Here is a 21,513-nt window from a genome sequence, read left to right as displayed (position 1 = left end):
TCGCGTCCTTTTCGGAGAAGCCAGCATGGTGAACCTGGAGGGCTGGAAGGCCATTCCACACCCACCCCGATGAGGTCCCAGGCGACGACAATCGCGAAGCTCTCGCCCCTTCGGGACCCCGCCGCGGAGTGGGACCGCGCGTCAGCTCGTGTCGGAGAGAAAGCGCTCTCCTTCACGGGGTGAAAAGGCACTTCGATTATAAGGACCCTGGCCCGCGCTGGGAGGAGCCCCCCCGGTGCGAGATGTCGGGTCCCACCGCGCCCAACCGCGTACTTCCCGACGATTGGGCCCTTGCTGGAGGACACCCTGTCCGAGGGAACCCCCACTGTGGGGCAGCGTCTCCGTCCGCTCCACATGTCGGCGTGATGGCCCGTGCTGCATTCCGTCCCGCTCGGAAGGGTGCGTAACGGCGCGAATCCCGCGCTGCCCGGGGAAGTGGCGTCGCGGCGGGGAGGAGACGGCAGGCGGGCGGGCATCGGGCAGGTGGGTGGGTCGCCGGCTTGGCTTTGAGCCCTGCCTGCGTATCCTCGCGCGCGCCATGGTCCCCGCCTCGAGTCCCGCCGCCGTTGCCTCCCCCTCCGCAGTGCCCGGCCTGTCCGCGGTGCCCGCGCCACAGCCCGAGCCGTCGATGCGGTGGTTGGTGGGGCTGCTACTCCTGGCGGCGCTCCTGCCCCGGCTGGGCGTGTTCTTCATCAACGAGAACCTCTTCGGCGACGCGGTGGTGCGCACGGAGCTGGCGGAGCGGTGGTGGGCCTCTCCGCACGTCATCACCTCCTACAAGGACGGGACGTACCAGTTCGGCCCCCTGCACCTGTACCTGGTGGGCCCGTTGCTGTCGGTGTTCGACCGGGACGTGGCGGGCCGGCTGGTGAGCCTGGTGTTCGGCGTGCTGTCGGTGGTGCCGCTGTTCGCGCTGACGCGGCGGTTGTTCGGCTGGCGCGCGGGCGTGGCGGCGGGGCTGGCCTTCAGCGCGTGGGGCATGCACCTGCAGTTCTCCACCACCGCGGGCAGCGAGGCGGTGTCGCTGTGCTTCATGCTGGGGGTGTTCGCGCTGGTGGCCGAAGGGGTGGAGGAGAACCGCTTCCAGCCGCTGTTCTGGGGCGGGGTGCTGCTCAACTTCGCGTGCGCGCTGCGCTACGACGCGTGGATGTACATCCCGCTGCTCACGGTGGCGCTGGTGTTCAGCAGCGCGGACCGGGTGGCGTCACTCACGCGCGCGGTGGGCTTCGGGCTGGTGTGCCTGCCGTTCCCGCTGTTGTGGATGCAGGGCAACGAGCTGGCGCACGGCGATCCGTTCTTCCCCCTCAAGGCGGTGGAGGACTTCCACCGGCAGTGGGTGGTGGACTCCGGTGGGGCCGGCGGCTCGCTGGGGTGGCGGCTGCAGCAGTTGGGGTTCTGGCCGGGGGTGGCGCTGTTCACGCTGACGCCCGGCGTGGCGCTGCTGGGCGCGGTGGGCATGGTGAAGGCGTGGAAGCAGCACCCGGAGACGCGCTGGCTGGTGGCGGCGGCGGTGTTGCCCGCGCTGTACTTCACCTTCCGCGCGGCGGTGATGCTGAGCTTCGTGCCGCTGGCGCGCTTCACGGTGACGCAGCTGGTGTTGCTGCCCGTGTTCCTGGCGCCGGGCTTCGCGGCGGTGGTGGCGGGCCGGAGCGCCTTCGCGCGCCGCGCGGTGGTGGGCGTGAGCGCGGTGCTGGCGGTGGTGATGCCGGTGGCGCTGGGCATCTACACGTTCCGCGTGGAGGGCGGGCTGCATGACTCGCTGCGCCCGGTGAGCCCCACGTCCACCAACCCGGTGGCGGTGATGCAGGTGGCGCGCTACCTCAAGGAGCAGGTGGCGGCCCAGGGCGGCGCGGCGGCCATCGACGACGACCCGCGCTACATGGACCTGCAGGTGGCCTTCTTCTCCAACCTGCCGGAGCTGCGCATGGCGCGCGTGCGCTGGGACACCTTCCGCCAGCGCCTCCAGGACGCGAAGCCGGACGTGCTGGTGCGCTTCGACCAGGGCAACCTGCTGAAGGACCCGGGCGTGAAGCTGGACGGGCGGACGCTGACGCTCGACGGCGTGCCGTACGTGGAGCAGGACGGCTTCCAGGCGCCGCTGCACGTGTACCGCCGTCAGCCGTAGAGCGCTGACAGGCCGCGGGGGCTCCCTTCACGCCTCCGGGTCGTAATCCTCCGGGTCGTAGCCCTCTTCGACGGGGGCGCGGTGCGCGTCCAGCCAGCCCTGCAGGATGAACTGCGCGGCGAGCTGGTCGATGACCTCGCGCCGCTTCGCACGGCTGACGTCCGCCTCCAGCAGGGTGCGCTGGGCCGCGACGGTGGACAGCCGCTCGTCCCACAGCTCCACGGGCAGTCCGAGCGACTGCCCGAGCACGTCCGCGAACCTGCGTGAGGCCTCGGCGCGCGGACCTTCCGACCCGTTCATGTTGAGCGGCAGCCCCAGGACGATGCGGGTGACCTCGTACTCCTTCACGAGCCGGGACAGCTCCGCGAGGTCCGCCTTGATTGACGCGCGTCGCACGGTGGTGACGGTCTGGGCGGTGAGTCCCAACCCGTCGGAGACGGCCACCCCGATGGTCTTGGTGCCGTAGTCGAGCCCGAAGGTGCGCATGCGCGGCGGACTCTAACCGCAATCCCCCGTGGCGGACCGACCCGTCCGTGGCTGGGGACGCACGCGGGCCTCCTGCGCGTCCAACCCCTGGATATGGCTTGCGTCGGCCCGTGCCGGGGCCGGCATCGCCGCTGCAATGACCGGGTCCCGTCCGAAGAGACGGCGCGCGGTCCACCGGCAGCACCTACTTCAACCCGTCGCGCGGGAGTTTCGATGCTCGACATCCTCAAAGGCGTGGCGAACCTGCTGGGCGGTCCCATGACCGCCGTGGTCGACCTGGCGGGAAATGCCCTGGGTCTGCCCCCGGTCCTCACCAACTCCATCAAGACGGCCGCCGGGGTGATGACCGGCAACGTGATGATGGCGGCCAGTGGCGCGCTGGGCGTCGCGGACGAATTGAAGAAGAACCCCCCGGCGAAGACGGAGTACTGCGCGCCCCAGGACGCGGCGAAGGCGGGAGCGGGCTACGCGCCCTCCGCGAACACGGGCTCCGCGCAGGCCGGGTCTGGCGCTTCCGGTGCCCGAAGTCCCCTGGATCCGAAGCTGCTGGACTACGCGGACTCGCTGCGCACGCTGGAGGCGAACTTCGGCTACCTGGACCTGATGGACGGCCGCAAGGACGGCACGCTGTCGCACGGGGACCTCCAGCGCATCGCCCAGGACGCGAACGTGTCGCCGTCGCTGCGGGACGCGGCGAAGTTCATGGTCGAGAACCGGGGCTTCTTCGAGCAGGTGGACACGTCGAAGAACAAGGTGCTCCTGCTGCCGGTGCCGAACTTCAACGACGACCGCATCGACCTGATGAGCCTCCAGCAGGAGTCGAAGCGGCTGGCCGCGGACTTCGCGAAGTACGGGCGTCCGGAGCGTCCGGGCCGCCCGTCGCCCACGCCGTCGGACTGCGAGCCCAAGCCGTCGGACTGCGCGCCGCCCACCACGGGAGGTGGCTCCGGGCCGGGCCCGGGCAGCGGCACGGGACGTCCGGGAAGCGGCACGGGCGGCGCGGGGCGTCCGGGCAGTGGCGGCACGGGCGGCTCGTCGGGGCACGGCGCGGAAGGAGGGGGCGGGGCGGGCCGGCCCGGAAGTGGGAGCGGAAGCAACCCGGGTTCGTTGGATCCGAACCTCGCCGGCTATCGCGACGCGCTCCGCGTGTTGGACCAGAACTGGGACACCTTCGACACGGCGGTGGGGGCGAAGGACGGCAAGCTTTCGATGGCGAACCTGGAGGCGCTGCTCGGCAGTCCGGCGGCGTCCCCCACGCTCAAGCGCGCCGCGCAGTTCTTCAAGGACAACCCGGAGTACTTCAACCGCCTGGAGATGGCGGCGGGGAGCGGGAGCAAGGACGGCGTCGCCAACCGGCAGGACCTGAGCGCGGAGCTGGCCGCGGTGGCGAAGCTGCCAGAGGTGCCGGGCGCGTCCTCGACCCGTCCGAGCACGGGGGGCTCGAAGGCGCGGGACATCGTGGACAACCCGAACATGAGCATCGAGCAGAAGGTGCAGGCGCTGCTCATGGGCATCACCGAGGACACCGACGCGGAGCTGCTGGACGTGATGAACGAGATGGCCAGCGCGCGTGAGGAGCGCGCGACGCTCGGTACCAGCGATGCGGACAAGGCGCGCGGCGCGAAGCTGGACACCGGCATGAAGGAGCTGGAGCTGCGCCTTCAGACGCTGATGGAGAAGCGCAAGGCCATGTTCGACCTGATGAGCAACATGTCTTCGAAGTTCAACGAGATGGCGAAGACGGCCATCTCCAACCTGCGCAGCGCGTGAGAGCCGCCATGGGACGCGTCATCAAACACGAAGGCGGCGAGGGGCAGCGGATGGAGACCGGAACGGCGCGCAGGCTGAAGGCGTTCGCGCGCGGAGAGACGACCTGGGCGGAGGTGGAGGGGATGACCTTCGAGGAGGCGAAGGCCATCGCGCAGGTGGGCTGCGACCTGGCGGCGGCGGGACGGTTGGAGGAGGCGCGCATCCTGTTCGAGGGGCTCGTGGAGGGGAACCCGAAGGACTCGGCGGCGCACGCGGCGCTGGGCACGGTGTACCAGAAGCTCGGACGGGTGGAGGACGCGCTCACCGAGTACACGCACGCGCTGTCCAGTGATCCGCGCAACCCCGTGGCGCTGACGGGCCGGGGTGAGCTGCACCTGCGCCGGGGGGAGCGGCAGGGCTTCACGGACATCGCCAACGCGGTGGAGGTGGATCCGCACGGGGAGACCTCCGCGGGGCGCCGCGCGCGGGCCCTGGTGAAGGCCATCACGATGGTGGCGGTGGAGAAGCTGAAGGCGGACGCGCAGACGTAGGCGAGCCTTCGGGCGAGCCGTTGTCAGGGGCAGGGGGCCTCGCCCGATAGGGGGTGAGGCGAGGGGAGTTCTTCAAGACGGAATTTGCCACCGGACAGTTGGGGAGCGGTCCGGGGGCGGCTGCTGGAGGGTGGGCCTGGTTGGCGAGGGGGATGTAGTGGAGTGGGGGGCCCATCCACCGGCAGCTTCTTGATGCAGCACCTGCGGGTCAGGGCACGTCGAGCGCGGCGATCCGTTCCCCCATGGGGGGATGGCTCATGCCCCGGAAGACGAGCCAGCGGGGAGGGTCGGGGTCCATCTTGTTCACCCGCGCGGCCTTCACCAGCATGCGGCGGAAGGCCTCGCGGTCTCCGGTGAGTCGCAGGCCGTAGCGGTCCGCCTCGCGTTCGCGTTCGCGGGAGAGGGCCCCGGAGATGGGGGCCGCGAGGTTGAACAAGAGGAAGACGAGGAACGACACCAGGGGCAGGGTGCGGATGTCGCCCGTCCGTTGGACACCCCACCAGCCCCGGCGGACGGAGAGACGCTGCACCTGGTCGATGAGGAAGAGCAGGGCCACCAGTGCGAGCGACGAGGCGATGCGGCCGGGCCAGCGGGCCTCGTTGACGTGTCCCGCCTCGTGCGCCACGGCGGCGAGCACTTCGTCCTCGGAGAGTTCCTTCACGATGACGTCGTTGAGGACGATGGTGCGCGTGGGGCCCTGGCCGGCGAAGTACGCCTGCACGCGCTTGGACGTCACGGACGTCTTCTCCACCAACACATCGGAGAAGGGGATGTCCGCCTTGCGCATCAGTTCGGTGATGCGCGAGCGCAGCGGACCTTCTTCAAGGGGCGCCTGGTCGAAGTAGAGGCGGGCGCGGTACGGATCCAACGCCGCCGCCACCAGCATCAGCAGCGCCACCGGCACGCCCAGCACCAGCCACCAGCGGCGCACGCGGCGGGCCAGGCCATACATGCCGACAACGAGCGCGGTCAGCGCGAGCGCGGCCACGACGATGGCCTTGAACCAGATCCACGCGAAGCTCAGCGGCGTGAGGTTGGACATGCCGTACTGGTGTTCCAGCACGTAGTAGAACCAGACGTTCGCGGGGGCGTAGAGCACCTGGGTGGCCAGGTCGATGAAGAGGGCGAAGAAGATGGCGGCGCCCCATCCGGACTCGCCCCACAGCCGGTCCATGGCCGTGAAGAAGGCGCGGCTCACCGGCGCCGTGCGAAGAAACCCGAACCTGCGCTCCAGGGCCGCCGCCGCCGCCGTGGCCCCCCGGTACACGGGGCGCACGAGCACGGCCAGCAGCAGCACCACCAGCGCCACGTGCACCAGCGGATCCACCGCCGCGCGGATGTAGTGGGGCTGGTGGTAGGCGTGGATTTCAGCGAGCTGTTCGGGGGTGAAGAGCGGTTCCATGGGCGGTGGACCGCGAGGCTACGCCCCCGGGGGGCCTCGTGCCCAGCGGGCCCCCGTCAGGCCGGGGCCCGGTCCGGGGGCTCGGGACGGCCGCTCAGGAGTGCGGCGCGGTGGAGGCGTCTTCGGGGGGCGGGGTGCCTTCGCCGTCCGCGTCCGCGAGCAGCAGCCTCTTCACCTTCTCCAGGCTCTGGCGCGTGCGGTCCACGAAGGCGCTCTGCGAACCGATGCGCTCGGCGGCCTCCAGGGTGCGCTCGTAGATGTTGATGGACTTGGTGAGCAGCACGCGGATCTTCTTGCGCAGCTCCTGGCGGTAGACGCCCGCCTCCTCGGCGTTGAGCTCCGGGGGCGTGGGCGAGTGCACCATGTGCTCGTAGAGGTTCTCGTAGAGGGCGCCAATCTGCGCGCCCGCGGCGGTGGCCCAGTAGCCGTTGCCCACGCGGATGGAGCGCAGGTAGTGGCCCTGCGCGGACAGCAGCAGCTCCGCCTTGTAGTTGAGGTCCTGTGCCAGCCCGTCGCTGCCCCGGCTGGCCTCCAGCTTCACGGCCTCGTAGTGCAGCCGGTAGATTTCCCCGACGAAGAAGTGCGCCTGCGCGGGGAAGTAGTCCTCCACCTCCGCCTTGTCCGGAAGGGCGTCGTAGGCGCTCAGGGCCTTGCGCAGCGTGGCCTCCGCGTCGTCCGTCTTGCCGGATTCCACCTGGCAGATGCCCTGCTGCACCTGGGCTTCGATGCGGCGGCCCGCGGGAAGGTCGTCGCGCGCCACCAGCGTGGAGAGCATCCGGGTGGCTTCGTCGTAGCGCTCCAGATGGTAGAGCGTCTCCGCCACGCGGAAGGACGCCTCCAGCGCGTCGCCCTGGCCCTTCGCCGGCTCCGCCAGTTCGGAGAAGCGCCCGTAGGCGTCATCCCATTCCTTGAGGCGCTGGTGGGAGAGCCCCGCGTTGTAGAGCGCCTGCCGGCGATGCGGGCTGTTGGGGTGGAAGTCCACGAGCCGGCCGAAGTAGCGCGCCGCCTGCTTGAAGTCGTTGGCCGCGAAGGCGGAGGTGCCGCCCGCGAAGAGCTCCTCGTCGTTGAGGCGGTCCAGCTCCAGGTCCGCCGTCACCGTCACGGGGTCGAACTCCACCACCTGCTTCGTCTGGACCCCGTCCGGCTTCGCCGCGGTGCCCGCCGTGCGGCAGCCCGTGAGCGTGAGTCCCAGGGCCAGCACACCCCACCCCAGCCACCGCCGGGCGCCTCCGGTTGCATCCATCCGCTTCATGCCGTCCATGCGCCTGCTTCCTTCCGGAGTCCGCCCGTCCCACCGTGGCTTGCCAGACATCGACATCCCGGAGACCCGGTGGGTTCCCCAGGCGTTCCTCCGCCTGCCTTCGGGGTGGGCCAGTCTAATGCGGGGCGCGTCCCCGCGCTGCGCGTCGCCCGCCTGCTGGGAATGCCGCCGGAAATATCCGCCGGAGACATCCCCCAGAAGCCCTGGTGGGGCGGGGCCCCGCGCGGTGGGGGAGGGCGCTCAGACGAGGACGTCGTCGCCCAGCAGATAGCGTCCGGTGTTCCACAGCGCGGTGAGGTCGTGCACGTCCAGCCCGAAGCGGGGCACCTGGATGAGGGGCGTGCCCGGACAGGCCGCGCGCAGCTGCGCCATGCCTTCCAGGTCCTGCTGCGCCAATACCTGGAGCTCGCGCAGCGTCTCCTCCACCTTCGCGCGCCGCGTGGGCGTCAGCGAGGCCGCGTCCTTCCACAGCTCCGGCGTGGGCACCGGGTGCACGCGGTTCACCACGATGGCCGTCATCTCCATGCGGTTCTGCTTGAGCAGGCCGTGGAAGTGGATGGCCTCGTCCAGGCGCTCCGGGTTGGGGCTCGTCACCAGCACGAACCCCGTCGTCTTGTCCTCCAGCAGTTCGCGCACGCCGCGCGCCCGTTCACGGAAGCCCTCGTTCATGGAGGAGAGCGTCACCATGAAGGAGGACAGCTCCTGGAGCATCTCCGTGCCGGTGAAGCGCGACAGCGCGCGCGTCACGTAGCTTCCGCCCAGGTTGAAGAGCGACAGGCCCACCTTGCCCGCCTTCAGCGCGGGCGTGAGGAGCCACTTGGCCGCTTCGTTGTCCAGGAAGTCCAGCACCCGGTTGGGCGCGTCCAGGAAGTCCAGCGCGTGCGCGGTGGGCGGCGTGTCCAGCACCACCAACTCGTAGTCCTTGCTGCGGCGCAGGTCCCATACCTTCTCCATGGCGATGTATTCCTGGCTGCCCGCCAGGGCCGTGGAGAGGGACTGGTAGAAGCGGTTGGCGAAGATGCGCTCGCGCTGATCAGGCGGGGCCACTCGGGTGATGAGGTCATCCCAGGTGGCCTTCATGTCCAGCATCATCGCGTGCAGCGCCGCCTTGGGGTGCACGCCCAGCGGCTCCAGCGCGGAGGCTGGCACTTCGGCTTCCGTGTTGCCCAGGCCGGACAGGCCCAGCGAGTTGGCCAGGCGCTTCGCCGGGTCGATGGTGCACACGATGCTCGGGCGTCCATCCACCGCCGCGCGCAGGGCGAGCGTCGCCGCCACCGTCGTCTTGCCCACGCCACCCGAGCCCACGCAGATGAGCACGCGCTTGTTCGCGAGCGCCGCTTGCAGCGCCGTCATGCTCCCGCGCCTCCCGTCACCAGCGTCTGCAGATGCCCCATCACCGTCTCCACCGCATCCCGTCCGAAGCGCGGCACGAACAGCCGCGGCACCGTGTACACCGGCGCGTGGAGGTTGCGCTCCAGCTTCGTCCCCGCGAGCACCGCCTGAGAGGCCCGGTCGTGGTGCGCCTTCGCCACCGTCTGCAGCTCCGGACAGCCCGAGAGCGCTTCCAGGTCGGCTTCCGTGAAGCGCTGCGGAAACGCCTGGTTGAGCACCGCCGCGTGCGTGCGGATGTGCACCCGCTCTCGCAGCGCGCTGTGCAGCTCCAGCGCCTCGTTCACCGGCATCTCCTCCGGCAGCGCCACCAGCACCGCGGCGGTGACGCTGGGGTCCACCAGCAGGTCGCGCATCTTCAGCGCCTCGCGCGTCATCGGTCCCGGCGGCACTGTCTGCAAAAGAACCTGCGGCACGCTCAGGAAGGAGATGGCGTGGCCGGTGGCGGGCGCGTCCAGCACCACCGTGTCGTACTTCCAGCGGCCGTCCGGCAGCTTCTCCTGGAGGTGGAAGAGGATCTTCCCCAGCAGGACGAGCTCCTGAAGCGACGGGATGAAGCGCAGGAAGTAGCGCACCAGCCGGTTCTCGAAGACCGTCTTGTAGAGGGTCTCGAAGCGCAGGACCATCAGGCCGTACTCGCGCATGGACTCCTGGGGGCGCACGTTCACCGCCCAGAGGTTCTCCTCCAGCTTCTTCACCTCCGGGCCGGCTTCGGGCAGCTCCAGGAAGCGGCTGACGCGCTCCTGCGTGTTGACCTCGCACACCAGGGTGCGGCGCCCGGCGCGCACGGAGGCCAGTGCCAGCGCGGCGGCGACGGTGGTCTTTCCCACGCCCCCCTTGCCGGAGACGATCCAGAGACGTTTGTCGAGCAGTCCGGGCATAAGGGCGCGCGAACCGTAGGGATGGCCCCCTGGAGAGTCAACGAGAGTCCACGACGGGAAACACCCATTGTTCCCCTGCTTGACACGTCGCGTTGGCCCCTCCCAGAGTGCGGCGTCCTTTTCCCGACGTCCCGCCTGTCCCCGGGGGCCGAAGCCCGGCGGCGGGCCTGGACCTGAACGGTTCCAAGCCATGCTCAAGAACAATCCGATGATGAAGATGCTCGTGGAGACGGGCGAGGAGCGCGTGGGCAAGCTCGCGCAGCAGTTGCTCTCCAACGAGAAGTTCGTGGCGGCGGTGCAGTCGCTGGTGTCGCGCTCGCTCGCGGCCAAGGGCACGCTGGACACCGCGCTGCGCACGGCGCTGTCGGCCATGAACCTGCCGTCCACCGCGGACCTGGAGCAGCTGCGCTCGAAGGTGGATGACCTGGAGCGGCTGCTCTCCTCCGTCGAGGGCAAGGTGGACACGCTCGTGGAGCACGCGACGTCCAACCCGAAGAAGAAGTAGCACCCGCCTTCCGGGGCCATGGCCATGCGGCGAATCGCGTTCATCAACGAGAAGGGCGGCACGTGCAAGACGACGCTGGCGGTGAACACCGCCGCGTGGCTCGCGCTGACGAAGCACCGCCGCGTGCTGCTGGTGGACCTGGACACGCAGGGCCACGCGGGCAAGTCGCTGGGCCTGGACGTGCGCACGCTGCCCCGGAACGTCTTCCACCTGCTCACGGACCCGGGCGTGACGCTCGCGTCCGTGATTCAGCCGACGGGCGTGTCCGGCCTGGACGTGGTGCCCGCGTACAAGGAGATGGCGGACTTCCCGGTGGTGGTGGCGCAGGACCCCCGGCGCGCGCACCGGCTGGCGGACCGGATGCGGGAGGCGGAAGCCGCGGGCTATGACGTCGTGCTGTTCGACGCGCCTCCCTCCATGGGGCTCACCACGCGCAACATCCTGGTGGCGGCCACGGAGGTGGTGGTGCCGGTGGCGCTGACGTACCTGGCGCTGGATGGGTGCGCGGAGCTGGCGGAGACGGTGCGCCAGGTGGGCGAGTCCGAGGGACGCCCGGACCTGCGCGTCACCAAGGTGGTGCCCACGCTGTACCGCAAGACGGCGCTGGCGACGGCCATCCTGGAGCGGCTGAAGGCGTACTTCCCGGACGCGCTCGCGGCCACGCCGCTGGGCTACAACGTCAAGGTGGACGAGGCCCAGAGCCACGGCAAGACGGTCTGGGAGTACGCACCCCAGAGCCCGGGGGCGAAGATGCTCGCGGCCATCGCGGCGGAGATCCACGGCGGGCCCGCCCCGACGAAGCGGAAGCGGGCCCCCCGGAAGGTGGCCTGAGCGGCACCCGGCGGTTGAGTCCGCGCAGGCGACCGGTGCTTCACTCCACGCCTAGGCGGCGCCGGAGTCCTTCTTGTCGCCCTTCTCCGCGGCGTCGAGCTTCTTCTCCAGCTCTTCCAGCCGCTGCGTGAGCGCCTGCATGTCGCGGCCCAGGGCGGGGAGGTTGCCGGTGAGGTTCTCCACGACCTGCTTCACGCGCTCATCCATGCGGCGCTGGAAGTCCTCGAAGGCGCGCTGGCTGGCCTTGAGCAGCTCCGCGGGGTTGAGGCTCGCGGTGGCCTCCGCCGACGGCGTGCCCGGGGTGGGCGCGGGGGCGACGGCGGCGGGGTCCGGGGTGGTTTCCAGAGAGCCGTCCTCGCGGCGCAGCAGCTTGTCCAGCCGCTGCTCGGCCTCCTCGCGGATGGAGGCCACGCGCGGCGTGACTTCCTTCTGGATGAACCCGGAAATGGACTCGCCGGGGTGGCGGATGATCTCCCGCAGCACCGACAGCGGCATCTGGTTCTTCTTCTTCTCCTCCTCGAAGATGATCTGCGCCAGGGTGACCGAGGTCAGGTCTTCCTTCGTGCGGTTATCGACAATCCGCACCTCGGTTCCCTCCTTGATCATCGCGGCGATTTCATCAAGGGTGACGTACCGGCTCTCCACGGTGTCGTAGAGTTTCCGGTTCGTGTAGCGCTTGATGATCTTCGGCTCCTTGCTGCTGGGAGCGCCTGCTTGCTCGGCCTCGCTCATGTCTGTCGTCTCCGACCCCGGCTGCGCCTTGGCATTTACTGGTTTACTACTTGAGTTCCAAAGGGGCGAACCTCGTATCAAAGGGGTTCGAAGCGAGCAAGTTACCCGGGACCAACTCGCCGTGCCCTCCTGGTGGGCCTATGCTCCAACTCCCCCCGGCCCTACCTCATGATCGTCCAGTGCGAACAGTGCCAGACGCGGTTCAAGATCCCCGACGAGAAGGTGACGGAAAAGGGGGTCAAGGTCCGCTGCACCAAATGCCAGAACACCTTTCGGGTGGCGCGCGAGCCCGCGCCTGACCTGAGGGCCCCCCTGCCAGTTCCGGCTCCGGCCGAGCAGGCGGACCCGTTCCAGGCGTTCGGTGATGCCCCCGAGCCCACCGGGGAGGTCACCCGTCCGGGCTCGGCCTACTACGCGCCCGGCGGCCCTGGCGCGCCCGGAGCGAAGCCGTCCCCCGCGCGCTCCTGGGGGGATGTGGATGTGGACATCGACGTGGACGACGCGCCAGCGGCTCCCGTGCGGGCCCCCGCCACGTCAGGTGTCGGGGGGCCGCTGACGCCCTTCGATGCGCCCATGCCGCCTCCTGGCGTCGCGGCCCGGCGGCAGGTGGCCCCCGCTCCGGTGGCTCCCCCGGTGAACCTTTCCGGGCTGAACGAGGAGGATCCGTTCGCGGACTTCATGTCCGATGTTGGACCTTTGCCCGCGCCGGCCAGCGCTCCGCCCGTGGCTTCCCCGGCGCCGGCACCCCGGCCGGTGGCCTCGGCGGGCCCCGGTGCTCCGCCCAGGCCCTCGGTCACGGGCCTCCGGTCGGTGCCTCCTGGAGCCTTCGCGCCCCCGGCTCCGGCTCCTCGGCCCGCACCTCCGGGCGCGTTCGCGGCGGGGCCTCCGGGCGCGCTGCGTCCCAGCGCGGGTGCTCCCGTGGTGCCGCCCTCGGGTCCTGGCGCCTTCGGGGCTTCATCCGCTCCGGTGGGGCTCGATGGCTCCCTGGGGGAACCTTCCGCGCGCCCTTCGGCGCCCGGGGCGTTTCCGGCGGGACCCTCCGCGCGGCCTTCAGGTCCTGGGCCTGGTGCCTCCGCGCCGTCTTCGGGTGCCAGGGCCGGTGCCTCCTCGCAGCCCCGGACCGCGCCTTCGCCCGCGGGCCGTCCCGCTCCGGTCGCGGCCGCTGTCCCTGCTGCCGCTCCCGACCCGCTCTTCGACTTCTCCCTGGATGACGCTCCCGCCGCCGCGCCCCCGGCCGCGAACACCGTCGTGACGGCCCCTCCAAGAGGGGCGCTCCCTCCCACGCCCGCCGCGCCGGCGCCCAGCTATGAGTCCGAGGATCCGTTCGCGTCCATCGACATGGCCGCGCCGTCCGCGGACCTGTCCGCCCCCGCTCCCGAGGACCCGCCGCCCGCCGCCCCTTCGGACGCGATGGGCGACCTGTTCGATTTCTCCGGCGGCGGCGCCTCCGGGGAAGAGGGGATGGCCGCCTCGGACACCGGCCGTGCCGCGCTGCTGGGGGACGTTCCCGCCCAGGCCGCACCGGACGCGGACGGCGTCTCCCTCCTGGGAGAAATGCCGGCGTACGACGACGGCGACCCCTTCAAGATCACCACGCCCCGCCGCGAGGTGGTGGACCTGGCCTCCATGCGCGGAGGGCCCGCCGTCACGGTGACCAAGCCCTCGGCACGGCTGGAGGACGTGGGCATGCCCCAGCGCCGGCTGCCCGGCCGCGCGCGGAAGCTCACGGGCTTCGTCGTCAACCTCACCGTCGCCACCGTGCTGGTGGTGGCCCTGGGCGCCCTGGGCATCGTGTACCTGCGCGATGGACAGGTGGACGCCTCCACCCTGTCCCCGGACCGGCTGCGCACGCTGGTGATGCCGCCGGCCCGCCCGTTCACCGCGAGCGACGTGTCCAACGGCCTGTACGCCACGCGCGATGGCCGCATGCTCTTCGTCGTGCGCGGGGAGGCGGAGAACCGCACCGGCGCCGCCGCGTCCGTGCGCGTGCGCGCCGCCCTCTTCGATGGAGAGCAGCGGGTGCGCTCCACCGAAGGGCTCGCGGGCGCGCTGGCCACCCCGGAGGACCTCTACGCCGTCACGAACGCGGAGGCCGCCACCGCCCTGCGCCAGCGCCTGGACGCTGCCTCGCTGCCGGTGCCCCCGGGCGGCAAGGTGCCCTTCCTGGTGGTGTTCCAGGAGTACCCCGCGGACCTCGCTGGCTTCCGTCTGGAGGTGACGCTGGAGCCCGCGCCTTCCGCGCCCACGGCGGACCGCACGGGGGAGTAAGGCGCCATGTCCACCCTGGAGGAGGCCCGCGCGCTCGCGCGCAACCTGCACGCCCTGGGCGGAGGCGCCACGGTGCGCCGCAAGGCCGCCGCGCGAGAGCTGGCCCGGCGTGAGCCGTTCGACACGAACGAGCTCATCGGCCACCTGTTGTCCCTGGCCCGCGCCGGCCAGGCCCCCGCCACCTGCGTGCTGTCGGACTTCATGGCCGCCCTGGATCAGGAGGCCGAGCACATCCCCCACGTGGACGCGCTCCGGCGCATGGCCCACGTGCAGTCACTGGAGGCCGTGGCGGACCTCTTCGCCCAGGGGCCCGCGCGCAAGGAGCTGGACGCGGACGCGGCGGCCCGCTCGGATGCGCTCGCGGCCAACCAGTCCCTGGGCCACTTGAAGCAGCAGGCCCGCATGACGCGCGACCCGGACGTGCTGTCGCGGCTGGCCACCGTCAGCAACCCGGCCGTGCTGCGCAACGTGCTGATCAACCCCCGCCTCACCGAACCGCTGGTGGTGCGCATCGCCGCGCGCAGGCCCGCACGTCCGGAGCCGCTGGTCGAAATCTGGAAGGCCTCGCGCTGGTCGGTGCGGCACGCCGTGCGTCGCGCGCTCGTCTTCAACCCGTACCTGCCGCCGGAGGTGGGCGCGAAGATCGTCCCGCTGCTCAACGCCTCGGACCTGCGCGAGCTGGTGGCGGACGCGGGCCTGCTCCCCGCGCTGCGACAGCAGGCCGCGCGCCTGCTGCTGGAGCCGGCGCCCGGCACCCCGCCCGGTCCCCTGGTGCTACCGGACGGCGAGGAGTTCTGAGGCGCGGCTAGGCGCGGCGGTCCTTGGGGGGCTCGGTGAAGTCCGCGTCGGTGCTGCCCCGGCGCGAGCCGGGCAGGGTCTTCACGTCCACCAGGTCCTGCCCGCGCGACGCCTTGCGGAAGGAGTAGACGAACTTGCCCATCGCGTTGCCCAACTGCCCCATCCGTGCGGCCGAGAAGACCACCAGCAGGACGAAGCCGAGGACGATGAATTCTCCAGCACCCAGCATGCTCCGGACACTGCAATAAACCCTCCCGGGAGGCAAGTTGGGCGCACGTCCGCCCCCGGACGCCCGGCCGTCCACGGCGCTGCCCTGGCGTCCGGTTCCAGCGCAGACTGCGCGCCCATGCTCCTGCTCGCTCACCGTGGTGCCAGCGCCGATGCCCCCGAAAACACCCTGGAGGCCTTCACGGAGGCCGTGCGCCAGGGCGCCGACGGGGTGGAGCTGGACGCCATGGTGTGCGGCTCCGGCGAGGTGGTGGTGTGCCACGACGAGCGCCTGGAGCGGCTGGCCGGACTGCCCTGGGAGGTGCGCACCACGCCCTGGTGGAAGCTGCGCCGGGCCGACGTGGGCTCGTCCCTGGGGTACGCCCCCGCGCGCATCCCGCTGCTGGAGGACGTGCTGGACGCGCTGCCGGCGCACTTCCTGGTCAACATCGAGCTCAAGTGCGACCACTTCGATGACGGCGGGCTGGCCGCGAGCGTGGCCCGGCTGGTGGCCGAGCGCGACCTCTCCCGCCGCGTGGTGCTCTCCAGCTTCAACCCGCTGAGCCTCTTCCGGCTGGCGGCGGTGGCCCCCACGCTGCGCCGGGGCTTCCTCATTGATCCGGACAAGGCCTGGGCGCCCCAGGCGTACGTGGTGAGCCCGCTGGTGTCCTCGCACTCGGTGCACCCGTTCCACGAGGCGTGCACGCCGGAGCGGGTGAGCGCGTGGCGGGAGGCGGGGCTCAGCGTGGCGGCGTGGACGGTGGACGACCCTCGGCGCGCGCGGGAGCTGCGCGAGCTGGGCGTCTCCTACCTCATCACCAACCGCCCGGGACGCATGCGCGATGCCTTGCGCGACCGCGCCCCGGACGTGGTGGGGGGCCTGGCCTAGAAGTCCAGGCCCAGCGTGGTGTTGAAGGCGACGACGGAGGGCAGGTCGCGGGTGCCGTCGCCCGTCACGTCGAAGCTGCCCAGGCTCGTCACGGAGAACTCGGCGCCCAGTTGCAGCGCGCCGCCGATGAAGCGCGCGCCCGCGTAGAAGCGCGGGGTGAGGTTGTCGCCCGCGGACACCCGGGCGTACGCGCCCGCGTTGCCGTTGGCGAGGGTCGCCCGCGAGTCGTCGTCCTGCGACTCTTCCAGCGTCAGGTCGGGGTTGAAGATGAGCGTGCGCGACGCGGCGCTGACGAAGGCCAGGTCCAGGCCGCCGTAGGGCGTCAGGGTGATCATCCCGCCCAGCGGGAACTGCTTGCCCACGCCGATGTCCAGGCCCGTGGTGGTGAGGTCCAGGTCGTGCGCGCCGAACAGCTTCGTCACGTGCAGGCGCGCGCCCACGTCCGGCAGGTACGTGAAGCCCTCGTTGACGGCCCACTTCAGCTCGCCCATGGCCGTCACCATGCCGCTCTTCTCCACCCAGCCCACGCGGCCGCCCAGCTCCAGTGAGAAGGGCAGGCCCTTGCGCACGTGGACGGAGGGCACCAGCACGGAGCCGGGCTGCTCGCGCTCAGTGGGCAGGAAGACGCTGTCCGGCAGCGACACCACGGACAGCTCCGCGTTGAACGCGTAGCCCGAGTGGCCCGTGGTGCGCGGGGGCATCAGGTTGGCGGAGTTGATGACCGCGCCGAACGTGCGCGCGAAGGCGCGGAAGTCCGCGCTCGCCAGCGCCGCGGCGTTCTCCTGCCCGTACCTGTCGATGCCGAACCGGGCAATCTGCAGGTCATTGTCGTCCGCGTGGGCAGCAGCCCCGGACAGCGCCGTCGCGAGGACCAGCCACCGACTGAACGTCCGCATTGGGGATTCACGCCTCCGGGACGCGTTCCGGCCAAGCGGGCGCCCACCTGCGAGGACCCTAAATCGGCCTTCGGTAGAGCGTCAACAAAACGGGCGGCCCTCCTCCAAGAAGCCTCCTCCGGTGTGGGGAAGGAGGCTCTTGGAAGCAGGCCGCCCGGCTCAGGCGCTCAGGCGCCCAGGCTCCGGCATCGAGGCCGGGGACACTACTGCTGGCGCGGCTTCACCGGCGTGGTGGCCGCGGCGGCGGGCGTCGTCACCTTCTGCGCCACCTCCGCCGGACGGCGGCGGATGACCAGCGTGCGGCGGCTGGCGAACTCGGTGCTCTCGCGGGCCACCACCAGCACGTTGTTGTTGCCCTCCTTCAGGGCGAAGTCCGCGGTGAACTTCAGCGTGTTGGGCTCGCCGCCTTTGGGGTCCACGGCCTTGAAGTAGACCTTCTGGTCGTTGACCAGCACGTAGACGTCCAGCAGGCCGTTGGGGTCCTTCACCACGCCGGAGAGGGTGAACTTGTCGCCGTTCACCACCACGCCGCCGTGCGAGGGGTCCACGTCCAGCTTGATGTCCGGCGGCTGGTGCGTGGTGCTCCACGCCACCGTCTTGGGCGCCACGGCCTTGCCCGCCTTCACTTCCTTCGCGTCCTGCGTGCGGACGAAGGCGAAGCGGTCCTTCTCCAGCGCGACCTTGTAGTAGCCCTTCGTGGCGCCTTCGAGCGCCAGCGTCGCGCCCTGCGGCAGCTTCGCCACGGCCCGGGCGTCGGAGGTGGGCGCGCCGAACAGCTCCGCCTTGTCCGACAGCTTCACCAGGCCCTTCTTGGCCTCCAGCGTCGCGACGGGGCCGTCCTTCACGGGCAGTTGGAGCTTCTCCAGCACGAACTCCTCCAGGGGCTCGTCCAGGATGGCCAGCTTCAGCGGGAAGGTGTCGCCCTTGAAGCCCTTCTTCAGCGACACCTGGAAGCGCGCCGTCTTCGTCTCGCCGGGCTTGATCTCCCCCAGCTTGAAGCGGCCCTTCTCGATGAAGACGTTCGCGTCGCCGCCGTTCTTGATCTGCGCGAACGAATCCAGCGCCGCGCCCGCGCCCGTGTTGGTGACGTCCATCACCACCGTGACGTCCTCGCCCCGCTGCACGACGCCGTCTCCGTTGCACTCGGCGCAGTCATCCTGCACCTGCCAGTTGAAGGCGAACGTGGGGCGGGGCAGCTCCACGAAGGACAGCTCCGACACCAGCGTGTCGCGCAGCGAGCCGTGGTCGTCGAACAGCTTCACCTTCACGTCGTCGCGGCGGCTGGTGAGGTCCTTGGGCAGGCGCACCTGCACCTTCCAGGACTTCTTCTCCCCCGGCGCGATGGCGCCGAAGAGGAACTCGCGGCGGTCGAGGAACGCGTTGTCGCTCTCCGTCCAGCCACGCACGCGCTTGAGCGGCTCCGTGCCCTTGTTCTCCACCTGGATGACCATGTCGAGCGCCTCACCGGCGGCGATCTTCGCGTCGTTGCCCGGCGAGAAGCTGGCGTCCACCAGCACGTTCTTCGGCGTCGGACCCGGGCTCCAGTCCACGCCCAGCGCCGCGATGGCGTTGTTGATGCGCTGCTCCTCTTCGTTGCGCTTCTGCTCCACGAACGTCTTGCCCTGCTTGATCTGCTCGGTGCGCTTCACCGCCGGCACGCGCAGGACGAAGTCGCGGGCGAACTGCACCTCGAAGTCCTCCTTGATCTCCTCCTGGGACTCCGCGTCCAGCTGGTCGTCCAGGTCCTCGCCCTGGCCCGCGACGTCCACGTCCAGCAGCGGATCATTCTCGCCGTGCGCCTTCTTGTCCTTCTCCTTGGCGCCGGGCTTGGCCGCGACCTTCTCCTTGGGCTCTTCCTTCTTCGCGGCGGCCTGGGCGGCCTTCTCGTCCACCTTCAGGTACTTGAGGCTGGTGCCCGGCTTCTCGCGGTCCAGCACCTCTTCGCGCTTCTTCGCGACGGTGGTGGAGTCCGGGTTGCCGAAGTGCTGATCCAGGTCCGCCTCGCCCATGGACTTGCGGGGCGCGAACACGTCCACCCGGTCCGCGGTGACGCGCGTGGGGATGAGCTGGATGTCCGGGACGATGCCGACCTCCTGGATGGAGAGGTCGCCGGGCGTCAGGTACTTGGCGATGGTCAGCTTGAGCGCGCTGTCGTCCGGGAAGTCATAGAGCACCTGCACGCTGCCCTTACCGAACGTCTGCCGCCCGATGATGACCGCGCGGTCCAGGTTCTTCAGCGCGCCAGCGACGATTTCAGAGGCGGAGGCGCTGCCGGCGTTCACCAGCACCGCGATGGGGTAGGACTCCTCGCCCTCCGTCATGCGCGCGCGCTTCTCCTCGCGCAGCTTGTCGGACAGGCCCACGGTCGCGACGATGGTGCCCTTGGACAGGAACGTGTCCGACACCTGGATGGCCTGATCCAGGAGGCCGCCCGGGTTGCCGCGCATGTCCAGCACCAGGCCCTTGAAGCCGCCCTTGGCGTCCGCCTGCTTGCGCATCTCCGTCAGCGCGGACTCCAGGTCGCGCGTGGTGTTGCCCTGGAAGTTCTTCAGGCGCACGTAGCCCACGCCGCCCGCGAGCAGCTTGTGCTGCACGCTTTCAATCGAAATCATCGCGCGCGCCACCGTCATGGGGCGGGGCTTGTCCCAGCCGTCGCGCTCCACGGTGATGGTGATGCGGCTGTCCACCGGACCGCGCAGCTTGGACACGGCCTCGTTGAGGTCCATGTTGACCGTGGACTCCTCGCCAATCTTCTTGATGCGGTCGTCCTTCTGGATGCCGGCGCGCGACGCGGGCGTCTTGGGCAGCACCTTCACCACGGTGAGGTTGCCCTCCTTCATCTGGATGACGAAGCCCAGGCCGCCGAACTCACCCTTGGTGGACAGCTTCATCTCCCGGTACAGCTCCGGGCGCAGCAGCACCGAGTGCGGATCCAACGTGGAGAGCATGCCGTTGACGGCCGCGTATTCGATGTCGCGCGTCTCCTCGATGGGACGCATGTTCTTCGACAGGAAGTCGAAGACGTCCTTGAGCGCGAAGGACATCTTCCACAGGGAGTCGACGTGGGAGATGTCGAACTCCTTCTGCTTGCCGTTCACGTTGACGTTGAGCTTGCCCGTCTCCGGGTTGCCGTCCACGAGCACGTCCGGGACGCTCTTCTCCACGTACTCCAGGGAGGCGATCATCATCTCCTTGGGCTTCACCCGCTTGGGGTCGACGTAGTTCTCCTTCACGTAGAGGATGACCTTCGTCAGCACGCGCAGGCTGTTGAGGTCGTGCGGAGCCTTCTCGCTCTTGGCGTTGGACGGCAGGGCGCCGTCCCAGGAGTCTTGCCCCGCCTGTGCCGCTCCCAGGGTGAGCGGGAGGGGCGCGCGGTCACTGCCCGCGAATGCCCAGGCCCCCAACAGAACGGCGACGGCGGTGATGCGGCGGAAGATACGCGGCATGCGGTTCATCCAAGCTGGGGCACTCTGGGCACCCCGGGGTGATGCGTGAAAAACCCTGTGAATCCGAACATTTCGGCGTGGGCCAGGGTCCTGGTAGCGGCCGGGCAAGCCTAATCACGGCTTCCAGGTGCTTCAAGGCATGGCCATGTCACTAGCGTCCGAGAACGTCTGCCGCAGGCAATGCGTTCCCGGATCGCCTCACGGGTACGGACAGCCGGCCGCCCCCTTTATTTCGCCCCCTCCGAGCCTCCCCGGAGCTTCTGGGGGGGCTTCCCGGGCGTGGGAAGCGCGTCCGGGGGCGCCGCCAGGTCGCCCGTGGCCCTCAGGCCCCGGTACAGCAGGGTGCCCCCGATGATGGCCACCGGGAGGAAGAAGGTGTTGAGGATCGGCACCCAGAGCAGCAGGTAGACGCCCGCCCCGAAGCCCATGCACAGGGCCCGTCGCTCGCGAAGCATGCGGCGGACCTGGGAGAACGGGTAGAGGTGCCTCGTCATTGGGGCGGCCAGATGTTCACCGGCCATCCAGAGCATCGTCCACAGGCTGGCCAGGACGGTGAACGCGATGCTGCCCAGGCCCGGCACCAGGTTGAGCGGTAGGAGGAGCAGGAGCCCCAGGAACAGCAGGGCCATGCGCGCGAGCGTGTGCAACAGCCCTGTCGTCATCCCGCGCAGGAACGAAGCGGGCGACGTGGAGGCGTCCGCTTCCCCACACTCGGCTTCGGTAGCCTCCGACAGCGGGTCCTGGAGCGGCGTCAGCAGGAGGGGCGGCACCACGTTGGCGCCCACCACCCAGGCGACCAGGGAGGACAGGATGAGGACGGTGTACCAGCCGGCGCGGCCGTACCAGGACTCGGGCCGGGTCCAGACGGAGCCCAGGACGCCGGGGGCGTAGCGGTAGAGCAGGACGCCCAGGGCCACCAGGGCGATGGCGGTGATGGCCGCGCAGACGGTGGACAGCAGCAGGAGCCGGCGCGAGCGGAACACCAGCCCGAAGGCGCGACCGAGCAGCCCCACCCCCTGGAAGAAATCCGACAGACGGGGTCGGGGCGACAGGACGGGGACGGGGGACACAGGACGCATGGGGTCGGGTCGTTCAAA

18 protein-coding genes and 1 pseudogene are annotated in these 21,513 nt (G+C 70.3%); 9 read left to right on the top strand and 10 right to left on the bottom strand.

The window, feature by feature from the left end; genetic code table 11:
* Positions 1 to 538 precede the first annotated feature (538 nt).
* The gene (locus tag OV208_RS14980) at positions 539 to 2,125 is read left to right on the top strand and encodes an ArnT family glycosyltransferase (RefSeq protein ID WP_267574505.1); all 1,587 of its coding nucleotides are present in this window, start codon (positions 539 to 541) and stop codon (positions 2,123 to 2,125) included.
* Between the two features lie 27 nt (positions 2,126 to 2,152).
* On the opposite strand, the gene ruvX is transcribed toward OV208_RS14980, so the two are convergent.
* Positions 2,153 to 2,611, bottom strand: coding sequence for a Holliday junction resolvase RuvX (gene ruvX / locus OV208_RS14975; RefSeq protein ID WP_120545646.1), 459 nt, complete (start codon positions 2,609 to 2,611; stop codon positions 2,153 to 2,155).
* Positions 2,612 to 2,824: 213 nt separating this feature from the next.
* Here ruvX and OV208_RS14970 point away from each other — a divergent pair, with 213 nt between their 5' ends.
* Both OV208_RS14970 and OV208_RS14965 read left to right on the top strand, forming a co-directional pair.
* Positions 2,825 to 4,381 carry a hypothetical protein gene (locus OV208_RS14970; protein ID WP_267574504.1) on the top strand — a complete coding sequence of 519 codons (1,557 nt, stop codon included), beginning with the start codon at positions 2,825 to 2,827 and terminating at the stop codon, positions 4,379 to 4,381.
* A gap of 8 nt (positions 4,382 to 4,389) precedes the next feature.
* On the top strand, positions 4,390 to 4,911 hold the full coding sequence (locus tag OV208_RS14965) for a tetratricopeptide repeat protein (RefSeq protein ID WP_267574503.1): 522 nt from the start codon (positions 4,390 to 4,392) through the stop codon (positions 4,909 to 4,911).
* 208 nt (positions 4,912 to 5,119) lie between these two features.
* Here OV208_RS14965 and OV208_RS14960 read toward each other — a convergent pair whose 3' ends face one another.
* The 4 genes from OV208_RS14960 to OV208_RS14945 all read right to left on the bottom strand — a co-directional run bounded on the left by OV208_RS14960 (position 5,120) and on the right by OV208_RS14945 (position 9,844).
* Positions 5,120 to 6,313 carry a M48 family metalloprotease gene (locus OV208_RS14960; protein WP_267574502.1) on the bottom strand — a complete coding sequence of 398 codons (1,194 nt, stop codon included), beginning with the start codon at positions 6,311 to 6,313 and terminating at the stop codon, positions 5,120 to 5,122.
* Positions 6,314 to 6,407: 94 nt separating this feature from the next.
* The gene (locus tag OV208_RS14955) at positions 6,408 to 7,574 is read right to left on the bottom strand and encodes a tetratricopeptide repeat protein (protein ID WP_267574501.1); all 1,167 of its coding nucleotides are present in this window, start codon (positions 7,572 to 7,574) and stop codon (positions 6,408 to 6,410) included.
* Between the two features lie 240 nt (positions 7,575 to 7,814).
* A complete protein-coding gene (locus OV208_RS14950; RefSeq protein WP_267574500.1) occupies positions 7,815 to 8,927 on the bottom strand; it encodes an ArsA family ATPase in 1,113 nt (370 codons plus the stop codon).
* Positions 8,924 to 9,844 carry an ArsA family ATPase gene (locus OV208_RS14945; protein ID WP_267574499.1) on the bottom strand — a complete coding sequence of 307 codons (921 nt, stop codon included), beginning with the start codon at positions 9,842 to 9,844 and terminating at the stop codon, positions 8,924 to 8,926. Before OV208_RS14945 ends, OV208_RS14950 begins: the two co-directional genes overlap by 4 nt.
* Before the next feature lie 190 nt (positions 9,845 to 10,034).
* Here OV208_RS14945 and OV208_RS14940 point away from each other — a divergent pair, with 190 nt between their 5' ends.
* On the top strand, positions 10,035 to 10,349 hold the full coding sequence (locus tag OV208_RS14940) for a hypothetical protein (RefSeq protein ID WP_120542898.1): 315 nt from the start codon (positions 10,035 to 10,037) through the stop codon (positions 10,347 to 10,349).
* A gap of 24 nt (positions 10,350 to 10,373) precedes the next feature.
* Entirely contained in the window at positions 10,374 to 11,180 is an 807-nt protein-coding gene (locus OV208_RS14935; protein WP_267574498.1) for a ParA family protein, read from the top strand.
* A 51-nt stretch (positions 11,181 to 11,231) separates the two neighbouring features.
* Here the strand turns inward: OV208_RS14935 and OV208_RS14930 are convergent, their stop codons facing one another.
* Positions 11,232 to 11,912, bottom strand: a complete 681-nt coding sequence (locus OV208_RS14930; RefSeq protein WP_267574497.1) for a polyhydroxyalkanoate synthesis regulator DNA-binding domain-containing protein — start codon at positions 11,910 to 11,912, stop codon at positions 11,232 to 11,234.
* A gap of 168 nt (positions 11,913 to 12,080) precedes the next feature.
* Here OV208_RS14930 and OV208_RS41360 point away from each other — a divergent pair.
* The 3 genes and pseudogenes from OV208_RS41360 to OV208_RS14920 form a co-directional block, all read left to right on the top strand.
* Positions 12,081 to 12,179: pseudogene (locus OV208_RS41360) on the top strand (zinc-ribbon domain-containing protein); the annotation flags it as partial.
* A gap of 9 nt (positions 12,180 to 12,188) precedes the next feature.
* Positions 12,189 to 14,180, top strand: a complete 1,992-nt coding sequence (locus OV208_RS14925; protein ID WP_267574496.1) for a DUF3426 domain-containing protein — start codon at positions 12,189 to 12,191, stop codon at positions 14,178 to 14,180.
* Positions 14,181 to 14,186: 6 nt separating this feature from the next.
* A complete protein-coding gene (locus OV208_RS14920; protein ID WP_267574495.1) occupies positions 14,187 to 14,978 on the top strand; it encodes a hypothetical protein in 792 nt (263 codons plus the stop codon).
* A 7-nt stretch (positions 14,979 to 14,985) separates the two neighbouring features.
* Here OV208_RS14920 and OV208_RS14915 read toward each other — a convergent pair whose 3' ends face one another.
* The gene (locus tag OV208_RS14915) at positions 14,986 to 15,207 is read right to left on the bottom strand and encodes a twin-arginine translocase TatA/TatE family subunit (RefSeq protein WP_120542894.1); all 222 of its coding nucleotides are present in this window, start codon (positions 15,205 to 15,207) and stop codon (positions 14,986 to 14,988) included.
* 117 nt (positions 15,208 to 15,324) lie between these two features.
* On the opposite strand from OV208_RS14915, the gene OV208_RS14910 reads away from it, so the two are divergent.
* Positions 15,325 to 16,074: a glycerophosphodiester phosphodiesterase gene (locus OV208_RS14910; RefSeq protein ID WP_267574494.1), complete on the top strand. Its 750-nt coding sequence runs from the start codon at positions 15,325 to 15,327 to the stop codon at positions 16,072 to 16,074.
* Here OV208_RS14910 and OV208_RS14905 read toward each other — a convergent pair.
* The 3 genes from OV208_RS14905 to OV208_RS14895 all read right to left on the bottom strand — a co-directional run bounded on the left by OV208_RS14905 (position 16,071) and on the right by OV208_RS14895 (position 21,495).
* Positions 16,071 to 16,970 (bottom strand): hypothetical protein, encoded by a 900-nt coding sequence (locus OV208_RS14905; protein ID WP_267574493.1) that lies wholly within the window; start codon positions 16,968 to 16,970, stop codon positions 16,071 to 16,073. The two genes, OV208_RS14910 and OV208_RS14905, sit on opposite strands and share 4 nt — an antisense overlap.
* Positions 16,971 to 17,173: 203 nt before the next feature.
* Positions 17,174 to 20,425: an MXAN_5808 family serine peptidase gene (locus OV208_RS14900; RefSeq protein WP_267574492.1), complete on the bottom strand. Its 3,252-nt coding sequence runs from the start codon at positions 20,423 to 20,425 to the stop codon at positions 17,174 to 17,176.
* 218 nt (positions 20,426 to 20,643) lie between these two features.
* On the bottom strand, positions 20,644 to 21,495 hold the full coding sequence (locus tag OV208_RS14895; protein ID WP_267574491.1) for an EI24 domain-containing protein: 852 nt from the start codon (positions 21,493 to 21,495) through the stop codon (positions 20,644 to 20,646).
* Between the last annotated feature and the right edge of the window lie 18 nt (positions 21,496 to 21,513).

Origin of the sequence: Corallococcus sp. bb12-1 (genome assembly GCF_026626765.1) — a bacterium.
GTDB lineage: Bacteria > Myxococcota > Myxococcia > Myxococcales > Myxococcaceae > Corallococcus > Corallococcus terminator.
This window is presented reverse-complemented; position numbering and strand designations above follow the sequence as displayed.